18 protein-coding genes and 2 pseudogenes are annotated in these 20,801 nt (G+C 67.7%); 17 read left to right on the forward strand and 3 right to left on the reverse strand.

Annotation, left to right across the window (positions count from 1 at the left end; genetic code table 11):
- Positions 1–383: 383 nt before the first annotated feature.
- Positions 384–1,268, reverse strand: a pseudogene (locus DEJ48_RS19970) (ATP-binding protein); the annotation flags it as partial.
- Positions 1,269–1,631: 363 nt separating this feature from the next.
- Here DEJ48_RS19970 and DEJ48_RS19975 point away from each other — a divergent pair.
- The 8 genes and pseudogenes from DEJ48_RS19975 (at position 1,632) to DEJ48_RS20010 (ending at position 9,349) form a co-directional block, all read left to right on the forward strand.
- On the forward strand, positions 1,632–2,417 hold the full coding sequence (locus tag DEJ48_RS19975) for an aminotransferase class IV family protein (RefSeq protein ID WP_150217503.1): 786 nt from the start codon (positions 1,632–1,634) through the stop codon (positions 2,415–2,417).
- Between the two features lie 48 nt (positions 2,418–2,465).
- A pseudogene (locus DEJ48_RS19980) lies at positions 2,466–3,404 on the forward strand (SUMF1/EgtB/PvdO family nonheme iron enzyme).
- Between the two features lie 74 nt (positions 3,405–3,478).
- Entirely contained in the window at positions 3,479–4,807 is a 1,329-nt protein-coding gene (locus tag DEJ48_RS19985) for a restriction endonuclease (RefSeq protein WP_150217504.1), read from the forward strand.
- 195 nt (positions 4,808–5,002) lie between these two features.
- A complete protein-coding gene (locus DEJ48_RS19990) occupies positions 5,003–5,692 on the forward strand; it encodes a hypothetical protein (RefSeq protein WP_150217505.1) in 690 nt (229 codons plus the stop codon).
- A 135-nt stretch (positions 5,693–5,827) separates the two neighbouring features.
- Positions 5,828–6,766: a reverse transcriptase family protein gene (locus tag DEJ48_RS19995; RefSeq protein WP_190537485.1), complete on the forward strand. Its 939-nt coding sequence runs from the start codon at positions 5,828–5,830 to the stop codon at positions 6,764–6,766.
- 583 nt (positions 6,767–7,349) lie between these two features.
- On the forward strand, positions 7,350–8,033 hold the full coding sequence (locus DEJ48_RS20000; protein WP_150217507.1) for a hypothetical protein: 684 nt from the start codon (positions 7,350–7,352) through the stop codon (positions 8,031–8,033).
- A gap of 44 nt (positions 8,034–8,077) precedes the next feature.
- Positions 8,078–8,833, forward strand: a complete 756-nt coding sequence (locus DEJ48_RS20005) for an ANTAR domain-containing protein (protein WP_190537487.1) — start codon at positions 8,078–8,080, stop codon at positions 8,831–8,833.
- 183 nt (positions 8,834–9,016) lie between these two features.
- Positions 9,017–9,349, forward strand: coding sequence for an STAS domain-containing protein (locus tag DEJ48_RS20010; RefSeq protein WP_150217508.1), 333 nt, complete (start codon positions 9,017–9,019; stop codon positions 9,347–9,349).
- A gap of 144 nt (positions 9,350–9,493) precedes the next feature.
- On the opposite strand, the gene DEJ48_RS20015 is transcribed toward DEJ48_RS20010, so the two are convergent.
- Together DEJ48_RS20015 and DEJ48_RS20020 are read right to left on the reverse strand one after the other, a co-directional pair.
- Complete coding sequence (locus tag DEJ48_RS20015; RefSeq protein ID WP_150217509.1) at positions 9,494–10,288, reverse strand: class I SAM-dependent methyltransferase; 795 nt, start codon at positions 10,286–10,288, stop codon at positions 9,494–9,496.
- A 224-nt stretch (positions 10,289–10,512) separates the two neighbouring features.
- Positions 10,513–11,421 (reverse strand): bifunctional DNA primase/polymerase, encoded by a 909-nt coding sequence (locus tag DEJ48_RS20020; protein ID WP_150217510.1) that lies wholly within the window; start codon positions 11,419–11,421, stop codon positions 10,513–10,515.
- 404 nt (positions 11,422–11,825) lie between these two features.
- Between DEJ48_RS20020 and DEJ48_RS20025 the strand changes: the two genes are divergently transcribed.
- From DEJ48_RS20025 to DEJ48_RS20065, 9 genes are all read left to right on the forward strand, one after another.
- Positions 11,826–12,137 carry a hypothetical protein gene (locus tag DEJ48_RS20025; protein ID WP_150217511.1) on the forward strand — a complete coding sequence of 104 codons (312 nt, stop codon included), beginning with the start codon at positions 11,826–11,828 and terminating at the stop codon, positions 12,135–12,137.
- A gap of 297 nt (positions 12,138–12,434) precedes the next feature.
- Complete coding sequence (locus tag DEJ48_RS20030; RefSeq protein WP_150217512.1) at positions 12,435–13,598, forward strand: acyl-CoA dehydrogenase family protein; 1,164 nt, start codon at positions 12,435–12,437, stop codon at positions 13,596–13,598.
- Positions 13,595–14,554 (forward strand): bifunctional MaoC family dehydratase N-terminal/OB-fold nucleic acid binding domain-containing protein, encoded by a 960-nt coding sequence (locus DEJ48_RS20035; protein ID WP_150217513.1) that lies wholly within the window; start codon positions 13,595–13,597, stop codon positions 14,552–14,554. The genes DEJ48_RS20030 and DEJ48_RS20035 overlap by 4 nt, the downstream gene beginning before the upstream one ends.
- 1 nt (position 14,555) lies before the next feature.
- Positions 14,556–15,632, forward strand: a complete 1,077-nt coding sequence (locus tag DEJ48_RS20040; protein WP_150217514.1) for an acyl-CoA dehydrogenase family protein — start codon at positions 14,556–14,558, stop codon at positions 15,630–15,632.
- A gap of 26 nt (positions 15,633–15,658) precedes the next feature.
- On the forward strand, positions 15,659–16,114 hold the full coding sequence (locus DEJ48_RS20045) for a MaoC family dehydratase (protein ID WP_150221272.1): 456 nt from the start codon (positions 15,659–15,661) through the stop codon (positions 16,112–16,114).
- Entirely contained in the window at positions 16,111–17,277 is a 1,167-nt protein-coding gene (locus DEJ48_RS20050; protein ID WP_150217515.1) for a lipid-transfer protein, read from the forward strand. The genes DEJ48_RS20045 and DEJ48_RS20050 overlap by 4 nt, the downstream gene beginning before the upstream one ends.
- A gap of 52 nt (positions 17,278–17,329) precedes the next feature.
- Entirely contained in the window at positions 17,330–18,196 is an 867-nt protein-coding gene (locus tag DEJ48_RS20055; RefSeq protein ID WP_223832110.1) for a DUF1906 domain-containing protein, read from the forward strand.
- A gap of 196 nt (positions 18,197–18,392) precedes the next feature.
- A complete protein-coding gene (locus DEJ48_RS20060) occupies positions 18,393–18,983 on the forward strand; it encodes a SigE family RNA polymerase sigma factor (RefSeq protein WP_411757468.1) in 591 nt (196 codons plus the stop codon).
- Positions 18,984–19,148: 165 nt separating this feature from the next.
- Positions 19,149–20,798 (forward strand): long-chain fatty acid--CoA ligase, encoded by a 1,650-nt coding sequence (locus DEJ48_RS20065; RefSeq protein ID WP_150217516.1) that lies wholly within the window; start codon positions 19,149–19,151, stop codon positions 20,796–20,798.
- Positions 20,799–20,801: the final 3 nt, after the last annotated feature.

The raw sequence follows: 20,801 nt of genomic DNA on the forward strand, positions 1-20,801 counted from the left end.
ACAGCGTCACCTGCGTCATCCAGGGTCCTGACCTGGGGGAATCCGTGACACAGCACGGCGGGGGTGCGTCACTGCCGCGTCACCTGCGTCACGGTGGCGTGACGCAGGTGACGCACGATGACGCAGACGGATCGGCTCTGCGTCACGCTCCTTCCGGCTGTTCAGGGGCCGTGTTCTGTCGCGCGTGACGCAGGTGACGCAGCGTTCCCCTACTTAGGAAAAAAGAGGGGGTGGTGTCTGTTGTTGTGCGCGGCTCAGAGCGCGAAGAAGGAGCCGCTGCGCGGCACGTCCTTCGGGCGGTGCTGCGCACCGAACAGCAAGAGGAGCACCCATCGCCGCGTCGGCCCGGGTGTTCTTCTTGCTGTTGTGCGGTGACCTCGCGTTCAGAACGCGGCCCCCTGTTGCGGCCCGGGTGCCGGCGCGGGTTCGGTGAGCTCGATGTAGCGGGCCTCGCGGGTGCGTCCCCAGTCCACGACCAGGCCGCGGGCGGCGAGGGTGGGCTGCAGGCGCTTGAGCCGGTCGGAGAGGACCTTGCCGGTGGTCGGCCACCCCTTGGGCAGTGGGCGGCAGTCCTCGCCGCTGTAGAGCCGGGTGAGGAGGTGCAGCCACTCTGCGGACGCCATCCGTTCCTGTGCCCCGGGTTGCATGCCGGCCGCGTACTGGAGCACGGTCTGCGCGAGCAGGTCGCCCTCGATGACGTCGTCGTTGAGGTCGTCCAGCCCGGCCCGGTAGGCCGCCAGCGCCCCGAGGCCCATCGCCGCGTCGAGCTGCGCGCACAGGTGGGCGAAGTCCGCCATCCGCAGGTCGGTTGGCGTCTCGGCGGTGGCGGCGCGGGCCGTGACGGTCAGGTCCAGCAGGGAGCCGAGCATGACGGGCAGGGCTTCGGCGTACTCCGCCCACAGCTCCGCTTCAGTGCGCCGCACCTTCGGGCGTTCCAGGCGGAGCGGGAGGAGGCGTTCGGCGAGGTCGGGGCGGATGACGCCGACGTCGATGCCGGTCAGGAGCAGGGGGCGGCGGTAGCGGGCGCGGAAGACGTCTCCGTCGGTGAACAGGGCGCGCTTGACGCTCTCGGCTCCGGTGACGATGCAGCACATGGCGTCGGACAGGTCCGGGGTCATGTGGGAGAGGTTGTCCAGCGCCGTGACCCATCCCGCGGCCACGGCCGCGATCAGGTTGTCCTCGTCCTTCGGGGCGCGACGCAGGTCCCCCGTCATGCCCTCGATGAGCCGGATCAGCATCCGCCCGCCGGTGGACTTCCCCGCGCCCTGGAAGAAGGGTTGGTCGAAGGCCGCACGGGAAGCGGCACCTACGTCCGTGACCCCGCTCCCGGCGAGCAGGCGCCCCGTGAGGCCGCTCAGCGCCTGACCGAGCTGCAAGCCGAGGTCGCGCGCGTCTCGACCGAACTGGCCGGCCTTGTCGAGCGCGTCAAGCAGCTTGAAGCGGTCGTGGGTCCCGCCAACGAGGAGCCCGGCGCTTAGCGTCTCTCGGGGTGTGTCCGCCATCATGCTCATAGCGTGTCCCGGCGAGCGCTCCGTGAGTACGTACTCTCGCCGCCCCCGCACCGAACTAATCCGAACTTTCGCCGTTTAGCTGGGTGTTGGCGGATCGTCAGGGGCTGTAAGACTGGCCCCATGGCTGAACTGAACGGGAAACCCGTCACCCTCGACGAACTCCAGAGCCTTGCCCTCACCAACTACGGCCACTTCACCTCCATGCGCATGGAGGACGGCACGATTCGTGGCCTGTCGCTTCACCTCGATCGGTTGGTTCGGGACTGCCGCATCGTCTTCGGGGTGGAGTTGGACCGCGAGCGGACGCTGAGCTACATCCGTAAGGCAGCGGAAGGCGTCACCGGGATTGCCGGTCTCCGAGTCACGGTTTTCGACCCTGGGATCGACATGGGGCGTCCCAGTGATGCCAAGGACCCCCATGTTCTCGTGAACTTGCGGCCGGCGGGCGCCATGCCCCCGCTCCCGCTTACCGCCAAGTCCTTCACCTTCACCCGGGACAGTGCGGTGGTGAAGCACATCGGTCTTCACTCGCAGCTCCGGATTCGGCGTGATGCACAGCTCGCCGGTTTTGACGATGCGGTGTTCGTCGAGCCGGACGGTCGCGTCTCTGAGGGCGGCACGTGGAACCTGGGCTTCGTCGACCAGGACGGGACTGTCACGTGGCCGGACGCCCCTGTCCTCCCCGGTACGACGATGCTCCTCCTCCAAAGCTTGGACGCTCCCAGGCAGGTCACAGCCTCGGTACAGCTCGCCGACCTTCCCAACATGGCCGCGGCTTTTGCCACGAACACAACGATCGGCGTGCGCTCCGTGAGCGTGATCGACGACGTGCAGTTCCCGCAGGATCACCCCGTGCTCGAAGCGCTGCGCGTCGGATACGTCGGAATTTCCGGCGACCGACTGTAGGCGCGATCCGCTACCCGTTGGGGCAGCGATTCACGACAGAGGTAGCCCATGCCACTCGTTACGAAATGGACCGGCCGTGAAGTTAAGGCACTGCGTGAAGCTGTACGGATGAGCCTCATGGAGTTCGCCGAGAGACTCGGGGTGTCCGACCGGATCGTGTCGCGGTGGGAAGCTGACGGCGAGCGAGCCACCCTGCGCATGGTGAATCAGGCGGCCTTGGACACCTTGCTAGCCAAAGCCGACCAGGACGCCCAGGGACGCTTCGTCGGCATCCTCGCGGCGGATGACATACCCACCCAAGCGGTCATCGATCCTGACGAAGGCCAGACGAGCAGTGGCGAGTACGTGAAGCATCCCGGAGACGGAAAGCTCATGGCGCGCGTGCCCGAAGGAATCTTCTCATCTGGTGAGGACGACGAACCGCTGTGGGTGGATGAATTCCACATCGACACCTTCCCGACCACGAACGCCGATTACGCGCGATTCTGTGCGGCTACTCGGCACCCGGTGCCGGAGCACTGGGAGAACGGTCGGTGTCCGCGTGAACTGTACGACCATCCGGTTGTGCACGTGACTTGGCGCGACGCGAGCGCGTACGCGACGTGGGCAGGGAAGTCTCTGCCGACAGCCGAGCAGTGGGAGAAGGCGGCGCGTGGGACATCCGGCCGTACCTTCCCATGAGGCGACCAGAAGACTGCTGCAAAATGCAATGTCCGCGAGACTGGGGCGGAGCGCACGACGTCCGTATCTCGGTACCACAGCGGAGTTTCTCCATACGGGGTTTACGACATGGTGGGCAATGTGTGGGAGTGGCTTTCGACGCCGACAACGCCCGGTCGTTACGAACTCCGTGGAAGTGCCTTCACGAGCCCTCTGTTTCGGGGAGTGCCAGCGGTTCCCAATGACGCGAACGACACGATGCACGACGACGACACTGGATTCCGTTGCATAGCGACACCGGAGCAGATGGAGCCGCGCAAGCGGTGAGTGGATTTGCCTCCTGCTCTGTCGAACGTACCTGCGCCTGGCCCTGACGAAGTCGTCCGCAATAAGGGGTAAGCATGCACGCAAGTTCAGCCGCTTGGGACGTCCCATGGAAAACTGTAAAGGGAAAAATGCTGGAGGAGCTCCTATTTGAGCTCCTAGGTGCCATGGGTGGAGTCGATGTAACTTGGCGAACCGGTGGGACCGGGGACGGAGCTGCTGATGGAGGGCGCGACATCGAAGTTAGCTTCCTGCATCCAACTCCCGACGGCGACGTAGACCGAGAAAAATGGTGGGTCGAAGTTAAAGGGCGATCGAAATCCGTAGAGCCCCTCGCCGTAAAGTCTGCCGTCCTCAATGCGGCAGGAAATGATGACGTGGACGTTTTGGTAGTTGCGTCGAATAGTGACTACACGAACCCGACTCGCGACTGGGTCAAGGAATGGCAGCGCACGCACAGGCGTCCGCGGGTGCGTCTCTGGGATAAAAACGTTCTAGACAAGCTCGTTCGTGATAATCCGGTGATTTCCGCACGAGTGATCCCTGAAATCATTCAAGGGAAAGAGCGGCTCTCCCTACTGGTTGAGCAATTCGAACATGTCGGTCGGATGCCGCTAGAAGAGGATCTTTCCTACTTCTGGGAGAACCAGCAATGGGTGACGGAGGCTCGAGAAGTCGCATGCCTAACCTACGCGGAAGTTGTTCTCGGTGACCTGGCGGAACGTCCTTGGGCCGCCATCATCCATGATTCAAAAGCTATAGATGCGGCTGTGCAGGCACTCGTCGGCCTACCAATGGTGATGCTTAGAACGAAAGTTCTTGCAGACGCCAAGGCGACAGCGACGAGCGCCTACCTCATGCAATGGGCGCTGCCACTCTTGCCAGCAAACTTCGTGAGAAAGCTTTTGTACAACCCATTCGAATACCTTGACGGAGACTGGGAGAAATTCTCACGATCGTCGGATGGTTGGCGGCAAAGCTTCCTGCGCCCCATGTGGAGCTATCTAAAAAGTGAGCTCTTGGACGCCTGCTCGCAGGACTGTGTGCGAATGTCGGTTGATCCCGGAGTGGTTCTGAAGGATACTCCCAGAGGGCCTCGATACTGGCGCCGTTTCAATCCTGAACTTCCAGCCCTAGACGGCAGGAGTCTAATCCTTGAGCAACATGGCCAGCCGTGTGCGGTGGGTTTCGACCTAGCCGCTCGATCGTGCCCTTTGTTCGAGAGCGAGCGCGATGAAGACGCCGAGGTGACGATTAGGGAGATCGAAGAGGTTGCCCAGACCATCTGTTACCGTCGCGATAGGCCCGATGGCAGGTTCTCTGAGCTATCAGCAAACGGCCCACTAAATCGCCGCATAGATCAAATGCTAGACGAAATAATGGAATCGCCAGAAGACTACCTGTAGCGTGGCGCAGGCTACTGAGCTGAGCCGACACTGCCCTCAAGCAGAGGAGCTGACGCCGTCGCAGCGCACCCTAGGGGTTGTCCCGTACCCGATGAGGGTGCAACTCTCGCGGCTGTCAATACCAGCGCGACGACGCGGACGGCTTGGCGGCCTTGCGGTAGGCCTCACGAAAGGCTCTTTGCGGTGAAGCTATTTATGGACGAGTCAGGAAACGGGAATACCTACCAGCCGCTGATCGTCGGCGCGGTTGAACTCGGTGAAGATGCAGATGACATAGAGGGAAAGATTCGAGATCTGCATAAAAGGCTATCTGCGAAGAGTAGCCTGGCCGGACTTCCCAGCTTCGAAGAGTTTCGCAAGAACGGTTTTCACAGCTCAACCGATCCGCTAGAAGTCTCCGGTCCATTTCTAGAGCTCATGCGGACCATCTTCTTTCGATCATACATGGTCGTAACCGATCGAACGGGTGTCCCTAGCAGCACGGAATCCGGGGCGATCGAGTCCATGTATGTGAAATTGCTGAGTGATCTATTGATCCGTCATCGCCACGAATCTGAGTTGCTTTGCTACATAGAGCAGAGCGAGGGTATGGCTGCAATTATTCGCCGACTTCCCGATAACGTCGCCAGGCAGGCCTGCAAAACGATCGGCAAGGTCACACCATTGCCGCAGATGAAGATCACAATGGTCGCCAAGAGCGACTACATGTCTACGGCCATCATCGACTATGCCATGGCAGCAGTAAGTAGATGGCTCCAAGCGAGCTGCACCACAAAAACGAAAGACTGGGCCTATAGGGCATTCCGCGAGATCGAGCCGTCCATTTCTATGCTCTATTCATTCGAGCTCGGTCGCATCTCCAGCCGGAAGGACCCACTTCATTGAAGTATGATATAATCGCGGGCGAGGTAGGGTCGCGGTCAACATTGTACGCGAGTTCGCGTGCGTTGCATGATAGTCCTTGCATGGGAGTGCGGCCCTACCTCTTTTTGTCCCATTACAGGGGGGGCAGTGCCATACTTGGTTGATGACCTGGCGGAGCAAGCCGGTGTATCGGTCGAAATCCTAGAAGCGCTATCCTCGGCTCTCCCTGCGGGCGCCGGGCGGCTCTACGATCAACGAATATACCGCAAGAAGCACGGCGGAATACGAGAAGTATTCAATCCAAGGCAACCCTTGGCTACTATTAGCAAGAATTTGCATCGAAGCTTTCTGCACCTGTTCTCGTATGATCCGCCCAATCATGTTCACGGATTTGTTCGCGGGCGTTCCACGGTCAGCAATGCCGGTCAGCACCTAGCAAAACCGTGCGTTTTGCGCATGGATCTCGAGGATTTCTTTCCGTCAATTGGCGCCGCAACAATAAAGGCTACGTTGGGAGAGCAAGGTTACGAAGAGAAGGCCGCGGACATTGCCGTCAATCTCGTCACTATCGGCGGCAAGCTACCGATCGGACTTAGCACTTCACCCCTCTTGTCTAATTTGGCCTTCCTGAGCACAGACCGATCCCTCGCCGAGTATGCACAGTCAGAGGGATTGTCGTTTACACGTTATGTGGACGATCTAACATTCTCTGGTGATGTCACTGACCGCCATTCAGTGGATATCGCTCAGATCCTCGACGACGCCGGCTGGTCGGTGAACACGCGCAAAACCGCTTTCATGCGCCGCGGTGGTCCGCAATACGTAACCGGTTTGTATGTCGGCGAATCGGGCGGGCCACGGATCCCGCGTCAGGTAAAGCGTAAGATGCGATGGATCTTGCATGTGATATCGAAATTCGGTTACTACACCTATATGAGCGAGTTCGGCGGCGCGAACGAGGTGATGCTTCGGCGTCGTCTGCTGGGCTGGGCATGCTATATCGCCGCAGTCGAGCCAGACGTAGGTTACCCACTACTGCGGGCATTCGATGAGCTGGTTCCGGAGCCGGATGAGGATATATACGATCTCCTCTAGGTGGCGGAGAGGTCACCGGCTCAGCCCTCGACAGCGGCACCATCGGCGTCAGCGGCCGGTACAGGGGCGAGCTGGGGCTACGCGACGCAGAGATGAGTGCGCGGCGCGTCGCGATGGCCAGCCAGCGGGAGTGCGAAACGTCAGAGGATCGCGAGCGATTCTTCGAAGCATGGCGTCGCGCCTGAGCGGTCAGTAGTGAGTCTCAGTGCGGAGCCCGTGGGCCATGTGTGGGCCAACGCGCACTGAACACGGAACGGTCGACGCATCGTGCCAGGTCAGAGCCGGGAAGGCCCGAGCAGCGCGACGCTCTTGAAAACCGTCGTGGTTCACGCCACCGTGGGTTCAAATCCCACACCCACCGCAGCAGGTCAGCGTGTTGACTGGGCAGAAGGGTGTCTCTCACTGGGAGACACCCTTTGTCGTGGGCGGCCGTCCCACCTTGATCCGCGAATGTCATGTGGTGGATCAGTGCGTGTGGACCAGGCGTGGACCGCGTCCGCGCTCGAACGGGGCCTGCCACCGGGGGCATAGGGGGCAGGACGAACGAGTGATGACCACATGCTCAACTGCGCATACTGACTGTATGGGGAATGAGCGCTCGGACGCCGAGCACCGCTCCAGCAAGGGCCTTCGCCGGGACGGACAGCGGAGACGAGAGGCAGCCGCTGGTGCCGACCGGCGGGATGTCGCAGCCGATGAGCGGGAGCGTGTGGCCGACGAGCGGGAGCAGGCCGCCGACGAGCGGGAGCAGGCCGCCGACGAGCGGGAGCAGGCCGCCGACGAGCGGGAAGCGAAGCTCGCGGAGCGAGAAACCTCCCTGGACAGTCCGGCCCCTGAGCCGGCGCGGCACGCCCCCTCTGCCCGAGAACGGGCATACGAACAGCTGGCCCGGGCCCGTGCTCTGGTCGAGACCAGTGAGGAGCGGTTGAACCGCAGCGAGGCAGTGCTGCGGCGAGCGGACGCCCGCGACGAACGCGAGCAGCGCGCCATCGATCGGGAGACGCAGGCATCTGCGGCACGGCTGGCGGAGGAGGGGCCCACACAGCAGGTGATCCTGGAGAACAGGGCACGCCGCCTGCGGGAGCACTTCACTGAAACTGGACGGGCGCTGGCCAGGACCCACGACGCGCTGGCCCGTGAATACGAGCGGCTTGCCCTGGAGCGCCCGCAGCAGGCGACGGAGTACCGGCGCCGAGCGGAACGGAGCCGCGGGACGGCGGCCGGTCTTCGCGGCAAGGGGTCGGCACTGGACGAGGAAGGCAGCTGACGAACTCGGCGTGGCCACTTCCTCCCTTCGCGGTCGGCCCGCACATGACCGCTCTGCTGGACATCCTCGGTAGCCCGCCCGCCCGCCCGCCCGGCCTGCTGCCCGCCGACCGATGCGCCCGGGTACTCGGGCTCTCCTGCGTCACCGTCTCCGCCCGCGCCGGGCACCACGCCCCGGAACTGATCTGGCACGCTCCTGATGACCACCTCGGCACCCTGCTGGAAGACCTGCAGTACACCCTCGGTGAGGGCCCCACGCTGGACTGCATCCAGCAAGGCCGAGCCCTGTGCATCCCCGACCTGGCCGCGATGGGCGCCGCCCGATGGCCGCTGTTCCTGCCCGAGGCCCTGCAGATCCCCGTCCGGGCCACCTTCGCCTTCCCGCTCGGCATCGGCGCCGTCCAGCTCGGGGCTTTCGCCGGCTACCGCACCACGCCCGGCCCCCTCACCCTCCAACAGCAGCGCGACACCCAGGCCTTCACCAACACCGTCACGTTCCTGCCGCTGGCCATGCTCCCCGGGGCCGACCCGCACCACGATGCCCCCACCGACCTCGCGACGCTCCACCGCGCCGAGATCCACCAGGCCACCGGCATGCTCTCCATCCGGGAAGACGTACCGCTGGACCAGGCGCCGCTCCTGCTGCGCTCCCGCGCCTACACCCTCGGTCGGCCCATCCTCGACGTCGCCCGGCATCTCTTGCGGGCCGCACCGCGCGGCACCGGCTCGACTCATGCCTACCGGAGGGGAGGTGGGCAGCAGTACGCTGGTTACGGTCCGTGGTCGGTCGGGTGCCGTTGACGCGACATCCGACCACCGGTGTTCTCTCGGTCCGGGTTGGGGGTCCCATCGGCAGAGACTGCCTCCCGCCGGAGCTCGCGCCCGCCGCACAGCACCGCATCCCGCTGTGTAACGGTCTGTCCGGCTCCCGCCACCACCGCCGCGCCCCTTGTCCGGTGCATCCCCCAGACCCAGGGATGAATGATGCGCGACTATTTCGCCGATGAACTCCTGCTCATGATGCCCCTGTTCGACGCTCCCGGCGTGCGCTTGCGGGGCGAGGTCACGGGCGCCCACTGCGGGCCCCTGGCCCTTGCGCTGACCGACGCGGCCGTGCGCACCGACGAGGTCGTCCTGGATCTCACTGACGTCCAGTTCGTGTCGAACAGTATTTTGGAAGTACTCACAATCCTGGCCCACCGCTTCACCCCGCCCCGGCACCTTCTCGTCAAGGCCGGGGCCGACCTTCGGCTGCGTGAGAGGACCACCGCGTACGGCTGGGAGCAGATAGCGACCGTACGGCTGGAAGAGGCCTGACCCGTACGAGATCCACCGCAGGGCGCGCCCACGTTCATCGCTGTGCGGCACTCCCGAAGTGCCCCCCGTTGAGCCGTGCTTTCGGAGGCCCCTCAGCACCGTCGGACCGGCAGGTCGGCCGGTCGGCCGATGGGCCCTTCGCCGTCAGGAGGTGGAGCGGAGCAGGACGAGGGAGCCGTCGTAGGCGGGCCGGTTGCGGAGGTGGCCGAAGGCCGCGTCCCATGTGCCGGACCCCAGGGCGTGGCGGAGCGAGGTGTCGAAGTCCTGGCGGGCGCGGTCGTCGACATAGCTCCACGCGGAGCAGGGCTGGCGCACCGCGGGGTCGAGGAGGAGCTCGGGGCGGCCGTAGTACGCCTCGTTGAAGCCGTCGGTGCAGTCCAGCGGGATCGGCACGGGCGTGACCGTGGTGGTGCCGCCGAGCGCGGCGGTGAGCGTGCGCAGCGGTGGATGGCGCCGGGCCTCGACGTCGAGGACGTCGGGGGCGTACTCGTAGAGCCAGAAGTCGCGTACGCGCGCGGGATCGTTGGTCAGGACGACGACGGGGCCGCGCGTGACGCGCCGCATCTCGCGCATCCCGGCTTCGACGTCGGACCACTGGTGAACGCTGAAGAGGGCCATCGACGCGTCGAACGTGCCGTCGGTGAACGGCAGGTCCTCGGCCACCGCGTCGACAGCGGTGGCGAGCGCGGCCGGGCGCTGCGCGCGCAGGGCGAGGGAGGGCTCGACCGCGGTGATCGTGTGTGCCGCGCTCTCGTAGGAGCCCGTGCCGGCGCCGACGTTCAGGACCGAGCGTGCGTCGCCGAGCGCCTCGGCGATGAACCGGGCGATCCGCGGGTCGGGGCGGCGGTGGTCGGTGTGCCGCCCACCGCCGCTGCGGCTGTCGGTTCCGCTGTCGTGGCCGATGTCGTGGGTGCCGCCGTCGTAAGTGCGCGTGACCATGGGACCTCGCCTTGTAGGCCTGGACCTGGGCCGGGGCGGTGATCTCCGCTTCCCGAACAACACCATCCATATTGCATCTGCCAGCAAGATAGTCATAGATGCCTGGCAGATACTTCATGTCTTCGCCTAAAGGTGGCGCAAGTGCGTTTGTAGGCTTTGTCGCTGGAGCGTGCCGTCTGTCTCCCCGTCACGCCATTACTCCGCCCTTCCGTCACGCGGGGGTGTCACGCGTGGCCCGTGAGGCGGGCCGCCGAGGCGATCGTCGAGCGGGCCTCGCGTTCGGTGAGGCCGACGCGGACCGCGGCGTCCGTGAGGTGCGGGGACAGGGCCTCGCCCATGCCGTTCTCGTAGGCGCGACAGGCCGCCCAGAAGAGGCGTGTGTTGCGCTGGCCTTCGTGTGCGGCCAGTACGAACTGGACCAGGCCATGGCCCCGCTGGTGCGGCGGAGGGTCGACAGTCGGATGATCGACGGCCGATGGCGCGGTGTGCGGGGGTGCGTGCCGGTGTGCGCGGCGCGAGGGCATGAGCAGGCGCAACAGGGCCGGCGGACAGGGGGCGGGCGGCAGGTGGGCCGTGCCGGGAACCGTGCTGTAGACGCCGTGTTCCGTACGGGAACCGGGGCCCACCAGGTAGCCGCCCGCGCCCCTGATGTCGATGCCGGGGGCGAGCCGGCCCGCCGAGTTGGGGATCACGGTGTCGGGCGGGCCCGCCAGCCAGATGTGGCGTCCTCCGCTGGGCGTGATCACGACGACGGTGCCGGGGATCGTGAAGAGGTGGCGCAGCGCGATCTCGCGCAGGGCCGCCGACGCGTCCGTACCGGACTTGGTGTCCAGGTCGATGCCGATCAGATGGTGGGGCGGCAGCCCGCAGGCGATGCCGTAGCCGGTGGCCCAGGGGGCCGCGGCGAAGAGTTCCCGGATGCGTCGCGGATCCGTCGACGCGTCGTACACCCCGTGCCCGAGGCGGCCGCATTCGCCGTGGCAGAGGGGGGCGGGGTGCGGGTCCTCGTGGTGGGGGGAGCGCAGGGCGGGGAGTTTGGAGCGCGAGAGCGGAATCACCGCGAGCCCGCGCTCGGCGGCGGACAGAGCGTGGGCGAGCGCGAGGGTGGTGGCATGGCGGTCGGTGGTGGCCATGGCTCCATGTTCGTACACATGTTCGAAGAAGGGAAGAGGAAGCGAGGCGCTCCGGTGCCGGAATAGGACGTTCCGGTGGGGCGGCGCCCCGGCGGACGACCCCGGAGGTGGCCGGTGCCGTAACGCTTCCTCCCATGCGGCGCCTGGCCTGAGCTGCGGCTCGGCGGCGGACGGCGGAGGTCGTGGATCAGCCGGTGGGGCGCGCGGCGGGTTTATCGACATGTCATCACGCTTGCGGGGGAATCGCGGCTTCCGGGGTAGTTCGCCGGGGATTCGGTGGGCAACTCTGGAGTCGCGACGTTGTGCAGCACTCCGAGGCGGTCGGCCAACTGCCCGGGAAACAGCCGTACTTCTGGTACGCACGGCTTCGGCCGCCGCGTACCTCCTGCTCTGGAGGAAATGACATGGCAAGCATCCGTACCGCCCGCATCATCGCCGCCGCCGCTGCCGTGCCGCTGGCAGCCGCGCTCTTCTCGGGCGTCGCGTTGGCCGACAACGGCGCCTTCGCGAACAACGGATCGAACGCCGGTGTGGCGACCGTGAACGGAAGCGGGGTCGGTGACGACAACTCGGGCAACTCGTCCACCACGCAGCAGCAGGCCGTCGGCAACGGGGCTTCCAACCAGAACAACTCGGCCCAGGTGAACGGCTCCGGATTCACGGCGATCGACCAGTCGAACGAGAACGTCGCGGTCAACTTCGCCCAGCTCTGGTGAGCCGACCACCGGCTCGGGAGAGCCGGTAGCCCGGGAGCCGATCGGGACGGCTCCCAGGGAGCGAACTGTGGGGTGTGACGTCCTGTGCGGCGGTGCTTCGGTGCCGCCGCACAGGTGTGTTCGGGGGCCTTCGTGTTCAGGGCTCGCCTGCGTTCGGGGCTCCTCCGTGTTCCGCGCTTCTCCGTGTTCGGGGCTCATCGCCGCCGCCCCCGCTCCGTGCGGATCTCTTGACACCGACGCGCGATCTGACGGACAGTCAGAAACCCTTGTCGGTACGAGATGGAGAGGCCTGCCCCCGTGCACCTCGCCCCCACCGAACGCCAACGCCGTCTCCGCGCCGACCTGCGCGCCTACTTCCGGGACGTGATGCCCGACGGGCCGCCCGACGGCACGGACGTCGAGGGCCAGCGGCGCCTGCTGCGGCGCATCGGCGCCGACGGCATGCTGGGTCTCGGCTGGCCTGTCGAGTACGGCGGCCAAGGGCGCGGCGCCGACGAGCAGTTCGTCTTTTTCGACGAGGCCTACCGCGCCGGCGCCCCCGTCTCCATGGTCACCCTGAACACCGTCGGGCCGACCCTCATGAAGTACGGGACCGAAGAGCAGAAGGCCACCTTCCTGCCCCGCATCCTCAGCGGCGACCTCGTCTTCGCGATCGGCTACAGCGAACCGTCCGCCGGCACCGACCTGGCGGCGTTGCGGACCAGGGCCGTGCGTGACGGCGACGACTGGCTCGTCGACGGCCAGAAGATCTTCACCTCGAACGCGCAGAACGCCGACTGGATCTGGCTGGCCTGCCGCACCGATCCCGACGCCCCCAAGCACCAGGGCATCTCCATCCTGCTCGTCCCCACCGACGCCCCCGGTTTCTCCTGGACCCCGATCGACACGGTGGGCGGCCTGACGACGACGGCGACGTACTACGACGGAATCCGCGTGCCGGCGGCGAACCTCGTCGGCGAGGAGAACGGCGGCTGGGGTCTCATCACCAACCAGCTCAACCACGAGCGGGTGGCACTCGCCGCCATCGGCATGCAGGCCGAGGACTTCTACGCCGCGGCGCTCGACCGGGCCAGTACACCCGATCCGGTGACGGGTGAGCGCCGGATTGACGCCCCGTGGGTGCGGTCGAGGCTGGCCGAGGTGCATGTGCGGCTCGCGGCATCACGCCTGCTCAACTGGCGTTTGGTGGGGGACGTGGGGGCGGGCCGACTGGCGCCGGGGGACGCGAGCGGCGTGAAGTTCGCGGGAACCGAGTCGGCGGTCGAGGTGTACCGAATGTGTCAGGAGATCGCGGGTGAGGCGGGGCTCGTGCGGGCCGGTTCGCCGGGCGGTCTCGGGGACGGCGAGCTGGAGCGGATGAACAGGGCCGCACAGATCAATACGTTCGGGGGCGGGGTGAGCGAGGTGCAGCGCGAGATCGTCGCGACGATGCGGCTCGGCATGCGGAGGGGGCGGCGGTGAAGGAGATTCCGTACGAGGAGTTGCGGGCGTTCGAGGGCAGGGTCGCCGCGGCGGCGGGCCGCGGCAAGGACCCGGTCAACGCGCCCATGATCAGGCATTGGTGTGAGGCGATGGGCGACACCAACCCTGCCTACGCGGGGGCGGACCCGGTGGCGCCCGCGACGATGCTGCAGGTCTGGACGATGGGCGGCCTCTCGGGCCACGACGGCCGCTCGTCGGCGTACGACGCGTTGTTCGCCCTGCTCGACGGCGCCGGGTACACCTCGGTGGTCGCCACGGACTGCGAGCAGGAGTACGTGCGGGCACTGCGGCCCGGCGACGAGATCACGTTCGACGCGGTGATCGAGTCGGTGTCGGAGCGCAAGACGACCAAGCTGGGGACGGGGCACTTCGTCACGACTCGGATGGACATCCACGCGGGGGGCGCGCTCGCGGGGACACATCGCTTCCGCATCCTCAAGTACGCCCCGGCGAAGCGGAAACCGAAGGGCAAGCGCCCCCGCCCGGTCGTCAACCGCGACAACGCGGGGTTCTGGGAGGGCGTCGCCGGGCACCGGCTGCTGATCCAGCGCTGCGGCGGCTGCGGCACACCGCGCTTTCCCTGGCTGCCCGGCTGCAACGCGTGCGGTTCGCCCGAGTGGGACACGGTCGAGGCGAGCGGCGAGGGCACGGTCTATTCGTACGTGGTGATGCACCACCCGCCGTTCCCCGCGTTCGACCCGCCCTACGCGGTGGGGCTCGTCGAGCTGGCGGAGGGCGTCCGGATCGTCAGCAACGTCGTCGGGGTGCCGTACGACAAGGTGCGGATAGGGATGCGGGTGCGGCTCGAATTCCTGCGGGTGGACGCCGACGTGGAGCTGCCGGTGTTCCGGGTCGTGGAGGGCGAGGGCGGGGGCGGGGGCGGGGACCAGGAAGTCCGGGGCCGGGGCCGGGGCGGCGCGGGAGGTGAGGGTTGACATGGACTTCACGCCCACGGAGGAGCAGGCCGCCGCCCGCGACCTCGCCGCGGAGATCTTCGCCGACCTGGCCACACCGGAGCGGCTCGCGGCGGCGGGCAGCGGTTCCGACGCCGAGCTGTGGAAGGCGTTGTGCGCGGCCGGGCTGCCGGGCGCGGTGGAGGACATCGGGCTGCTCGGGCTCGTGCTGCTTCTGGAGGAGCAGGGCCGGGTGACGGCACAGGTCCCGTTCGCGGCGAGCTGTGTCTACGGGGTGCTGGCGGTCGCCGCGCACGGTACGGCGGAGCAGCGGGACCGGTGGTTGCCCGCGCTCCGGCAGGGAAGCGTGGTCGCGACGGGGGCGTTGCCGGCGCGGGGCGGAGTGACGACTTCGGCGGACGGGCCCATCTCGGCGGACGGGACACTGACCGGCACGGTGGGATGGGTGCCGTGGCTCAGGGACGCGTCGGTCGTCCTGGTGGCGGCTGCCGACCGCACCCTGTGGCTGGTGCGGGTCGCCGACGCGCAGGTGGAGCCGGTCGAGCTGACCGCGCCCTGGGCGGCGGGGCGGCTCGTCCTCGACGGCACGCCGGGGGAGCGTCTGGGCGGCATCGGGGCGTACGACGACGTGCGGGCGGGGGCGCGGATCGCCTTTGCGGGGCTACAGGCCGGGGTGTGCGCGGGGTCGCTGGCCCGCGCGGTGGCCCACACGAACGAGCGGGAACAGTTCGGCCGCCCTCTCGCCGCGAAACAGGGCGTGCAACTCCGGGCCGCGGATGCCTACATGGACACGGAGGCGATACGCGTCACGGCCTACGAAGCGGCCTGGCGCAGGGACACGGGCCTGCCGTACGACACGCACGCGCTGACCGCCGCGTGGTGGGCGTCGGAGGCGGGCACGCGCGTCGTCCACACGGGCCAGCACCTGCACGGCGGCGTGGGAGCCGACCTCGACCATCCGGTGCACCGGCACTTCCTGTGGGGTCGGCAGCTGGACGCGTACCTGGGATGCGGCAGCGAAGTCCTGGAAGAGCTCGGCGAGTTGCTCAGCCAGGGCGGACGACACGGACGCTGCGGACGACAAGGCGGCCCGGAATGAAGGAAGAGGGGAGGGGCGGCATGACGATGACGCAGGGCGAGAAGCTGGCACCGCTGGAGATCCCGATCACCCGCACTCTGATCGTCTCCGGGGCCATCGCATCCCGGGACTACCAGGACGTGCACCACGACGCGGAGCTCGCACAGGCCAAGGGCTCCCCCGACATCTTCATGAACATCCTGACGACGAACGGCCTCGTCGGGCGGTACGTCACGGACCGCTTCGGCCCGGCGGCCGTGCTGCGCAAGGTGGCGATACGGCTGGGGGCGCCCAACTATCCCGGCGACACCATGGTGTTGAGCGGGACCGTCGAGCAGGTCGAGGCGTCGTCCGACGGAGCGACGGCCGTGGTCAGGGTCGTCGGGGCGAACGGCATCGGCAACCACGTCACCGGCACGGTCACCGTGACCGTCCCCGAGGGCGCCGATCGACCGACGGGGCCCGAAGAAGCCGAGCCATCCGAAGAAGGAGGCCCCGCATGAGTGTCCGTTCGCGCGACAGCCTCGGCGGCAGGGCAGCGATCGTCGGCATAGGGGCGACGGAGTTCTCCAAGGACTCGGGCCGCAGTGAGCTCAAGCTGGCCGTGGAGGCGGTCGGTGCGGCGCTGGAGGACGCCGGGCTCACTCCCGACGACGTCGACGGCATGGTCACCTTCACCATGGACACCAACCCGGAGATCACGGTCGCCCAGGCGGCCGGCATAGGGGAGCTGTCCTTCTTCTCCCGCATCCACTACGGCGGCGGTGCGGCCTGCGCCACCGTCCAGCAGGCGGCCCTCGCCGTGGCGACCGGGGTGGCCGAAGTCGTCGTCTGCTACCGCGCGTTCAACGAACGTTCCGGGCGCAGATTCGGCTCCGGGGTGCAGCAGCGCGAACCCTCCGCCGAAGGCGCCGCGCTCGGCTGGGCCCTCCCGTTCGGCCTGCTGACGCCCGCCTCCTGGGTGGCGATGGCGGCCCAGCGCTATCTGCATGCGTATGGCCTGGCGCCGGAGGCCTTCGGGCACGTGGCCGTCATGGACAGGAAGTACGCGGCGACCAACCCCGCGGCGTACTTCCACGGCAAGCCGATCACGCTGGAGGACCATGCCGCGTCCCGCTGGATCGTCGAGCCCCTCCGTCTCCTGGACTGCTGCCAGGAGACGGACGGCGCCCAGGCGATCGTCGTCACGAGCGCGGAGCGGGCCCGCGACCTCAGGCATCCGCCCGCCGTGATCGCCGCGGCGGCCCAGGGCGCCGGCCGGGCGCAGGAGCAGATGACCAGCTTCTACCGCGACGATCTGAGGGGGCTGCCGGAGATGGGGGTGGTGGCGAGGCAGTTGTGGCGTACGTCGGGTCTTGGCCCCTCGGACATCGACGTCGGAATCCTCTACGACCACTTCACCCCGTTCGTGCTGATGCAATTGGAGGAGTTCGGGTTCTGCGGTCCTGGCGAGGCCCCGGACTTCGTGGCCGGGGAGAGGCTGCCGCTGAACACGCACGGCGGACAGCTCGGCGAGGCCTACCTCCACGGCATGAACGGCATAGCGGAGGCAGTCCGTCAGGTGCGCGGCACCTCCGTGAACCAGATGCCCGGGGCCTCGCGCACGCTGATCACGGCCGGCACGGGGGTCCCCACATCGGGGCTGATTCTGGGGTCGGACGGCTGAACGCGGCGCGTGTCCCTGCGGCGGGGCGGGTCGGCGGGCTTTCACTCTCCGTATGCGTATCCGGAAGACGATCATTGGATTCGTCCTCGTCCTGACGGCCCTGACCATGGACCTCACCGCGTCCCCACCAGGAACAGCCGCACCAAGAACAGCAGCAGACCTGGCCGCACCAGGCACCACCGCCCCGGGCGCGCCCGCCAAGGTGACGACCTTCAGCGGCTGGGCCTTCGACACCTGTCTCACCCAGTCCACCGACACGATGCGGCGCTGGCGCGACTCCAAGTACCGAGCCGTCGGCGTGTACTACGGAGGCCGCGGCCGGGCCTGCAAGCGGCAGCCGCACCTGAACCACGCCTGGATGCGCGCCGTGAAGCAGATGGGCTGGCGGGTCCTCCCGGTGTACGTCGGGTCGCAGTCGCCGTGCGTCGTCGCGAAGAACAAGAAGCACGTCCGCATGGGAAAGCACCCCTGGGAGCAGGGGAAGAAGGAGGGAGGCGACGCGGTACGCGCGGCGAAGGCGATCGGGATCCGGCAGCAGAGCCCGCTCTACCTGGACATGGAGGCGTACACCTACCGGAAGCAGAAGTGCGCGGCGTCGACGCTCTCCTTCGTCAGGTCCTGGGACCGCGAGGTGCGCAGGCTCGGGTACGTGCCCGGGTTCTACAGCAGCGCGGACTCCGGGGTGCGGCACATGGAGGCGGCGCGCCGTGCGGGCGTACGGGACCTGCCGTCGGTGATGTGGTTCGCGCGCTGGCACACCAAACCCCACCTGTACCGGGAGCCCGCGCTGGCGGCTGACGCGTGGCGTCCGGCACGGCGTATCCACCAGTACGCCGGGAACAAGAAGGAGCGGCACGGCGGGCGGACGCTGGTGATCGACCGCAACCTGATGCACGCTCCCGTGGCGCGCGTCGACTAGACGGTGCACCTGGCGCCGAGCACCTGGCGCGGGGGCGCCGGGCCGGGGCGGTTCTCAGGGATGAACCCTCAGGGGCCGCTCCGTCTCCTCCACCTGTAGGAGGTGGAGCCAGCCCCACTCGTACAACCTGAGGCGGACACCGCTTCGGGACCTGCGGCCGATCCGCTGAAGTAGGGGGCGCTTCTAGCGTGGAGCCATGACCGCATCCATGGTGACCGTGTGCACCAGCGCATCGAAGGCCGCGACGCGGGGCACGGGTCCGACGAGGGCCGCCGGGCCCGCCGCGCGCCCGTCGTATCCGTCGTTCGCGTCCTACGTACGGGCACGCCAGCCCGTACTGCTGCGCACCGCCCGCTCGCTGACCGCGAATCCGAGCGATGCCGAGGACCTGCTGCAGACCGCGCTCACCAAGACGTACGTGGCGTGGGACCGGATCGAGGACCACCGGGCGCTCGACGGCTATGTGCGCCGCGCCCTGCTGAACACGCGTACGTCGCAGTGGCGCAAGCGGAAGGTCGACGAGTTCGCCTGCGACGAGCTGCCGGAGCCGGAGGTGACGCCGGCGGGGGACCCGGCCGAGCAGCAGGTGCTCCGGGACGCGATGTGGCGCGCGATCATGAAGCTGCCGGCGCGGCAGCGGGCCATGGTCGTCCTCAGGTATTACGAGGATCTGAGCGAGGCGCAGACCGCCGAGGTGCTCGGGGTGTCCATCGGCACCGTCAAGAGCGCGGTGTCGCGCGCGCTCGGCAAGCTCCGCGAGGACCCGGAGCTGACGCCGGTCCGCTGACGCCGGGTCCCTGACGCAGGCCAGGCGCGGCCCACCGAACCGGGCCGACGATGATCGATCATCCCCTGGACTAGTGACATACCGCGCGGTATGCGCGCAGAATCAGCGCAGCCCCCTTACTGCCGCGTAGGCGATGTCCAGGCGATGTCGCATCAGGAGGACGCCGTGCTGAGCACGATGCAGGACGTACCGCTGACCGTCACCCGCATCCTCCGGCACGGCATGACCGTGCACGGGACGTCGCAGGTCACGACCTGGACCGGCGAGGGCGAGCCGCAGCGCCGCAGTTACCGCGAGATCGGGGAGCGCACCGCCCAGCTCGCACACGCCCTGCGCGAGGACCTCGGCGTCACGGACGACGAACGCGTCGCGACCTTCATGTGGAACAACGCCGAGCACGTCGAGGCCTACTACGCCGTGCCCTGTATGGGCGCGATCCTGCACACCCTCAACCTGCGGCTCCCCGCGGACCAGCTCGTGTGGATCGTCAACCACGCCGCCGACCGCGTCATCATCGTCAACGGCTCCCTGCTCGGCCTGCTCGCGCCGCTCCTTCCGCAGCTGACGAGCGTGGAGCACCTGGTGGTCTCGGGCCCCGGCGACCGTTCGCTCCTCGCGGGCTCGCACGCGCAGGTGCACGAGTACGAGGAGCTGCTCGCCGGCAAGCCCACCTCCTACGACTGGCCCGAGCTCGACGAGCGCACCGCGGCCGCCATGTGCTACACCTCCGGCACCACCGGCGACCCCAAGGGCGTCGTCTACTCCCACCGCTCCATCTACCTGCACTCCATGCAGGTCAACATGACGCAGTCGATGGGCCTCACCGACGCGGACACGTCGCTGGTCGTCGTCCCGCAGTTCCACGTGAACGCGTGGGGGCTGCCGCACGCCACCCTCATGACCGGCGTGAACATGCTGATGCCGGACCGCTTCCTGCAGCCCGCGCCGCTCGCCGAGATGATCGAGAAGGAGCGGCCCACGCACGCGGCCGCCGTCCCCACCATCTGGCAGGGCCTGCTCGCCGAGCTCACCGCGAAGCCGCGCAACGTCAGCTCCCTCGGCCAGGTCACCATCGGCGGCTCCGCCTGTCCGCCCTCCCTCATGGAGGCCTTCGACAAGCTCGGCATGCGGGTCTGCCACGCGTGGGGCATGACGGAGACGTCCCCGCTCGGCACGGTCGCCCGCCCGCCGGCCCACGCCGCGGGCACCGAGGAGGAGTTCGGCTACCGGCTCACGCAGGGCCGCTTCCCCGCCTCCGTCGAGGCCCGCCTGGTCGGCCCGGGCGGCGAACACCTGCCGTGGGACGGTACGTCGGCCGGTGAGCTGGAGGTGCGCGGCCCCTGGATCGCGGGCGCCTACTACGGCGGCGCGGGCGGCGACGTCCTGCGCCCCGACGACAAGTTCAGCGAGGACGGCTGGCTGAAGACGGGCGACGTCGGCGTCATCACGGCCGACGGTTTCCTGACGCTCACCGACCGCGCCAAGGACGTCATCAAGTCGGGCGGCGAGTGGATCTCCTCCGTCGAGCTGGAGAACGCCCTGATGTCCCACCCGGACGTGGCCGAGGCCGCGGTCGTCGCCGTGCCCGACGACAAGTGGGGCGAGCGGCCCCTCGCCACCGTCGTGCTGCGCGAGGGCGCGACGGCCGACTACGCGTCCCTCCGCGACTTCCTCGCGGGCCGCATCGCCAAGTGGCAGCTCCCGGAGCGCTGGACGATCATCCCGGCCGTCCCGAAGACCAGCGTCGGCAAGTTCGACAAGAAGGTCCTGCGCAGGCAGTACGCCGACGGGGAACTGGACGTCACGAAGCTCTGACGC

The sequence above is a fragment of the Streptomyces venezuelae genome, assembly GCF_008642315.1.
Lineage (GTDB): Bacteria > Actinomycetota > Actinomycetes > Streptomycetales > Streptomycetaceae > Streptomyces > Streptomyces venezuelae_D.

Excerpts from the sequence above, each read along its gene's own strand:
- DEJ48_RS20015 (WP_150217509.1), bottom strand. The coding sequence starts at position 10,288 with ATGGTCACGCGCACTTACGACGGCGGCACCCACGACATCGGCCACGAC.
- DEJ48_RS20050 (WP_150217515.1), top strand. The coding sequence starts at position 16,111 with ATGAGTGTCCGTTCGCGCGACAGCCTCGGCGGCAGGGCAGCGATCGTC.
- DEJ48_RS20040 (WP_150217514.1), top strand. The coding sequence starts at position 14,556 with ATGGACTTCACGCCCACGGAGGAGCAGGCCGCCGCCCGCGACCTCGCC.
- DEJ48_RS19975 (WP_150217503.1), top strand. The coding sequence starts at position 1,632 with ATGGCTGAACTGAACGGGAAACCCGTCACCCTCGACGAACTCCAGAGC.
- DEJ48_RS19990 (WP_150217505.1), top strand. The coding sequence starts at position 5,003 with ATGGACGAGTCAGGAAACGGGAATACCTACCAGCCGCTGATCGTCGGC.
- DEJ48_RS20010 (WP_150217508.1), top strand. The coding sequence starts at position 9,017 with ATGCGCGACTATTTCGCCGATGAACTCCTGCTCATGATGCCCCTGTTC.
- DEJ48_RS20020 (WP_150217510.1), bottom strand. The coding sequence starts at position 11,421 with ATGGCCACCACCGACCGCCATGCCACCACCCTCGCGCTCGCCCACGCT.
- DEJ48_RS20045 (WP_150221272.1), top strand. The coding sequence starts at position 15,659 with ATGACGCAGGGCGAGAAGCTGGCACCGCTGGAGATCCCGATCACCCGC.
- DEJ48_RS20005 (WP_190537487.1), top strand. The coding sequence starts at position 8,078 with ATGACCGCTCTGCTGGACATCCTCGGTAGCCCGCCCGCCCGCCCGCCC.
- DEJ48_RS20025 (WP_150217511.1), top strand. The coding sequence starts at position 11,826 with ATGGCAAGCATCCGTACCGCCCGCATCATCGCCGCCGCCGCTGCCGTG.
- DEJ48_RS20055 (WP_223832110.1), top strand. The coding sequence starts at position 17,330 with ATGCGTATCCGGAAGACGATCATTGGATTCGTCCTCGTCCTGACGGCC.
- DEJ48_RS20060 (WP_411757468.1), top strand. The coding sequence starts at position 18,393 with ATGACCGCATCCATGGTGACCGTGTGCACCAGCGCATCGAAGGCCGCG.
- DEJ48_RS20000 (WP_150217507.1), top strand. The coding sequence starts at position 7,350 with ATGGGGAATGAGCGCTCGGACGCCGAGCACCGCTCCAGCAAGGGCCTT.
- DEJ48_RS19985 (WP_150217504.1), top strand. The coding sequence starts at position 3,479 with ATGCACGCAAGTTCAGCCGCTTGGGACGTCCCATGGAAAACTGTAAAG.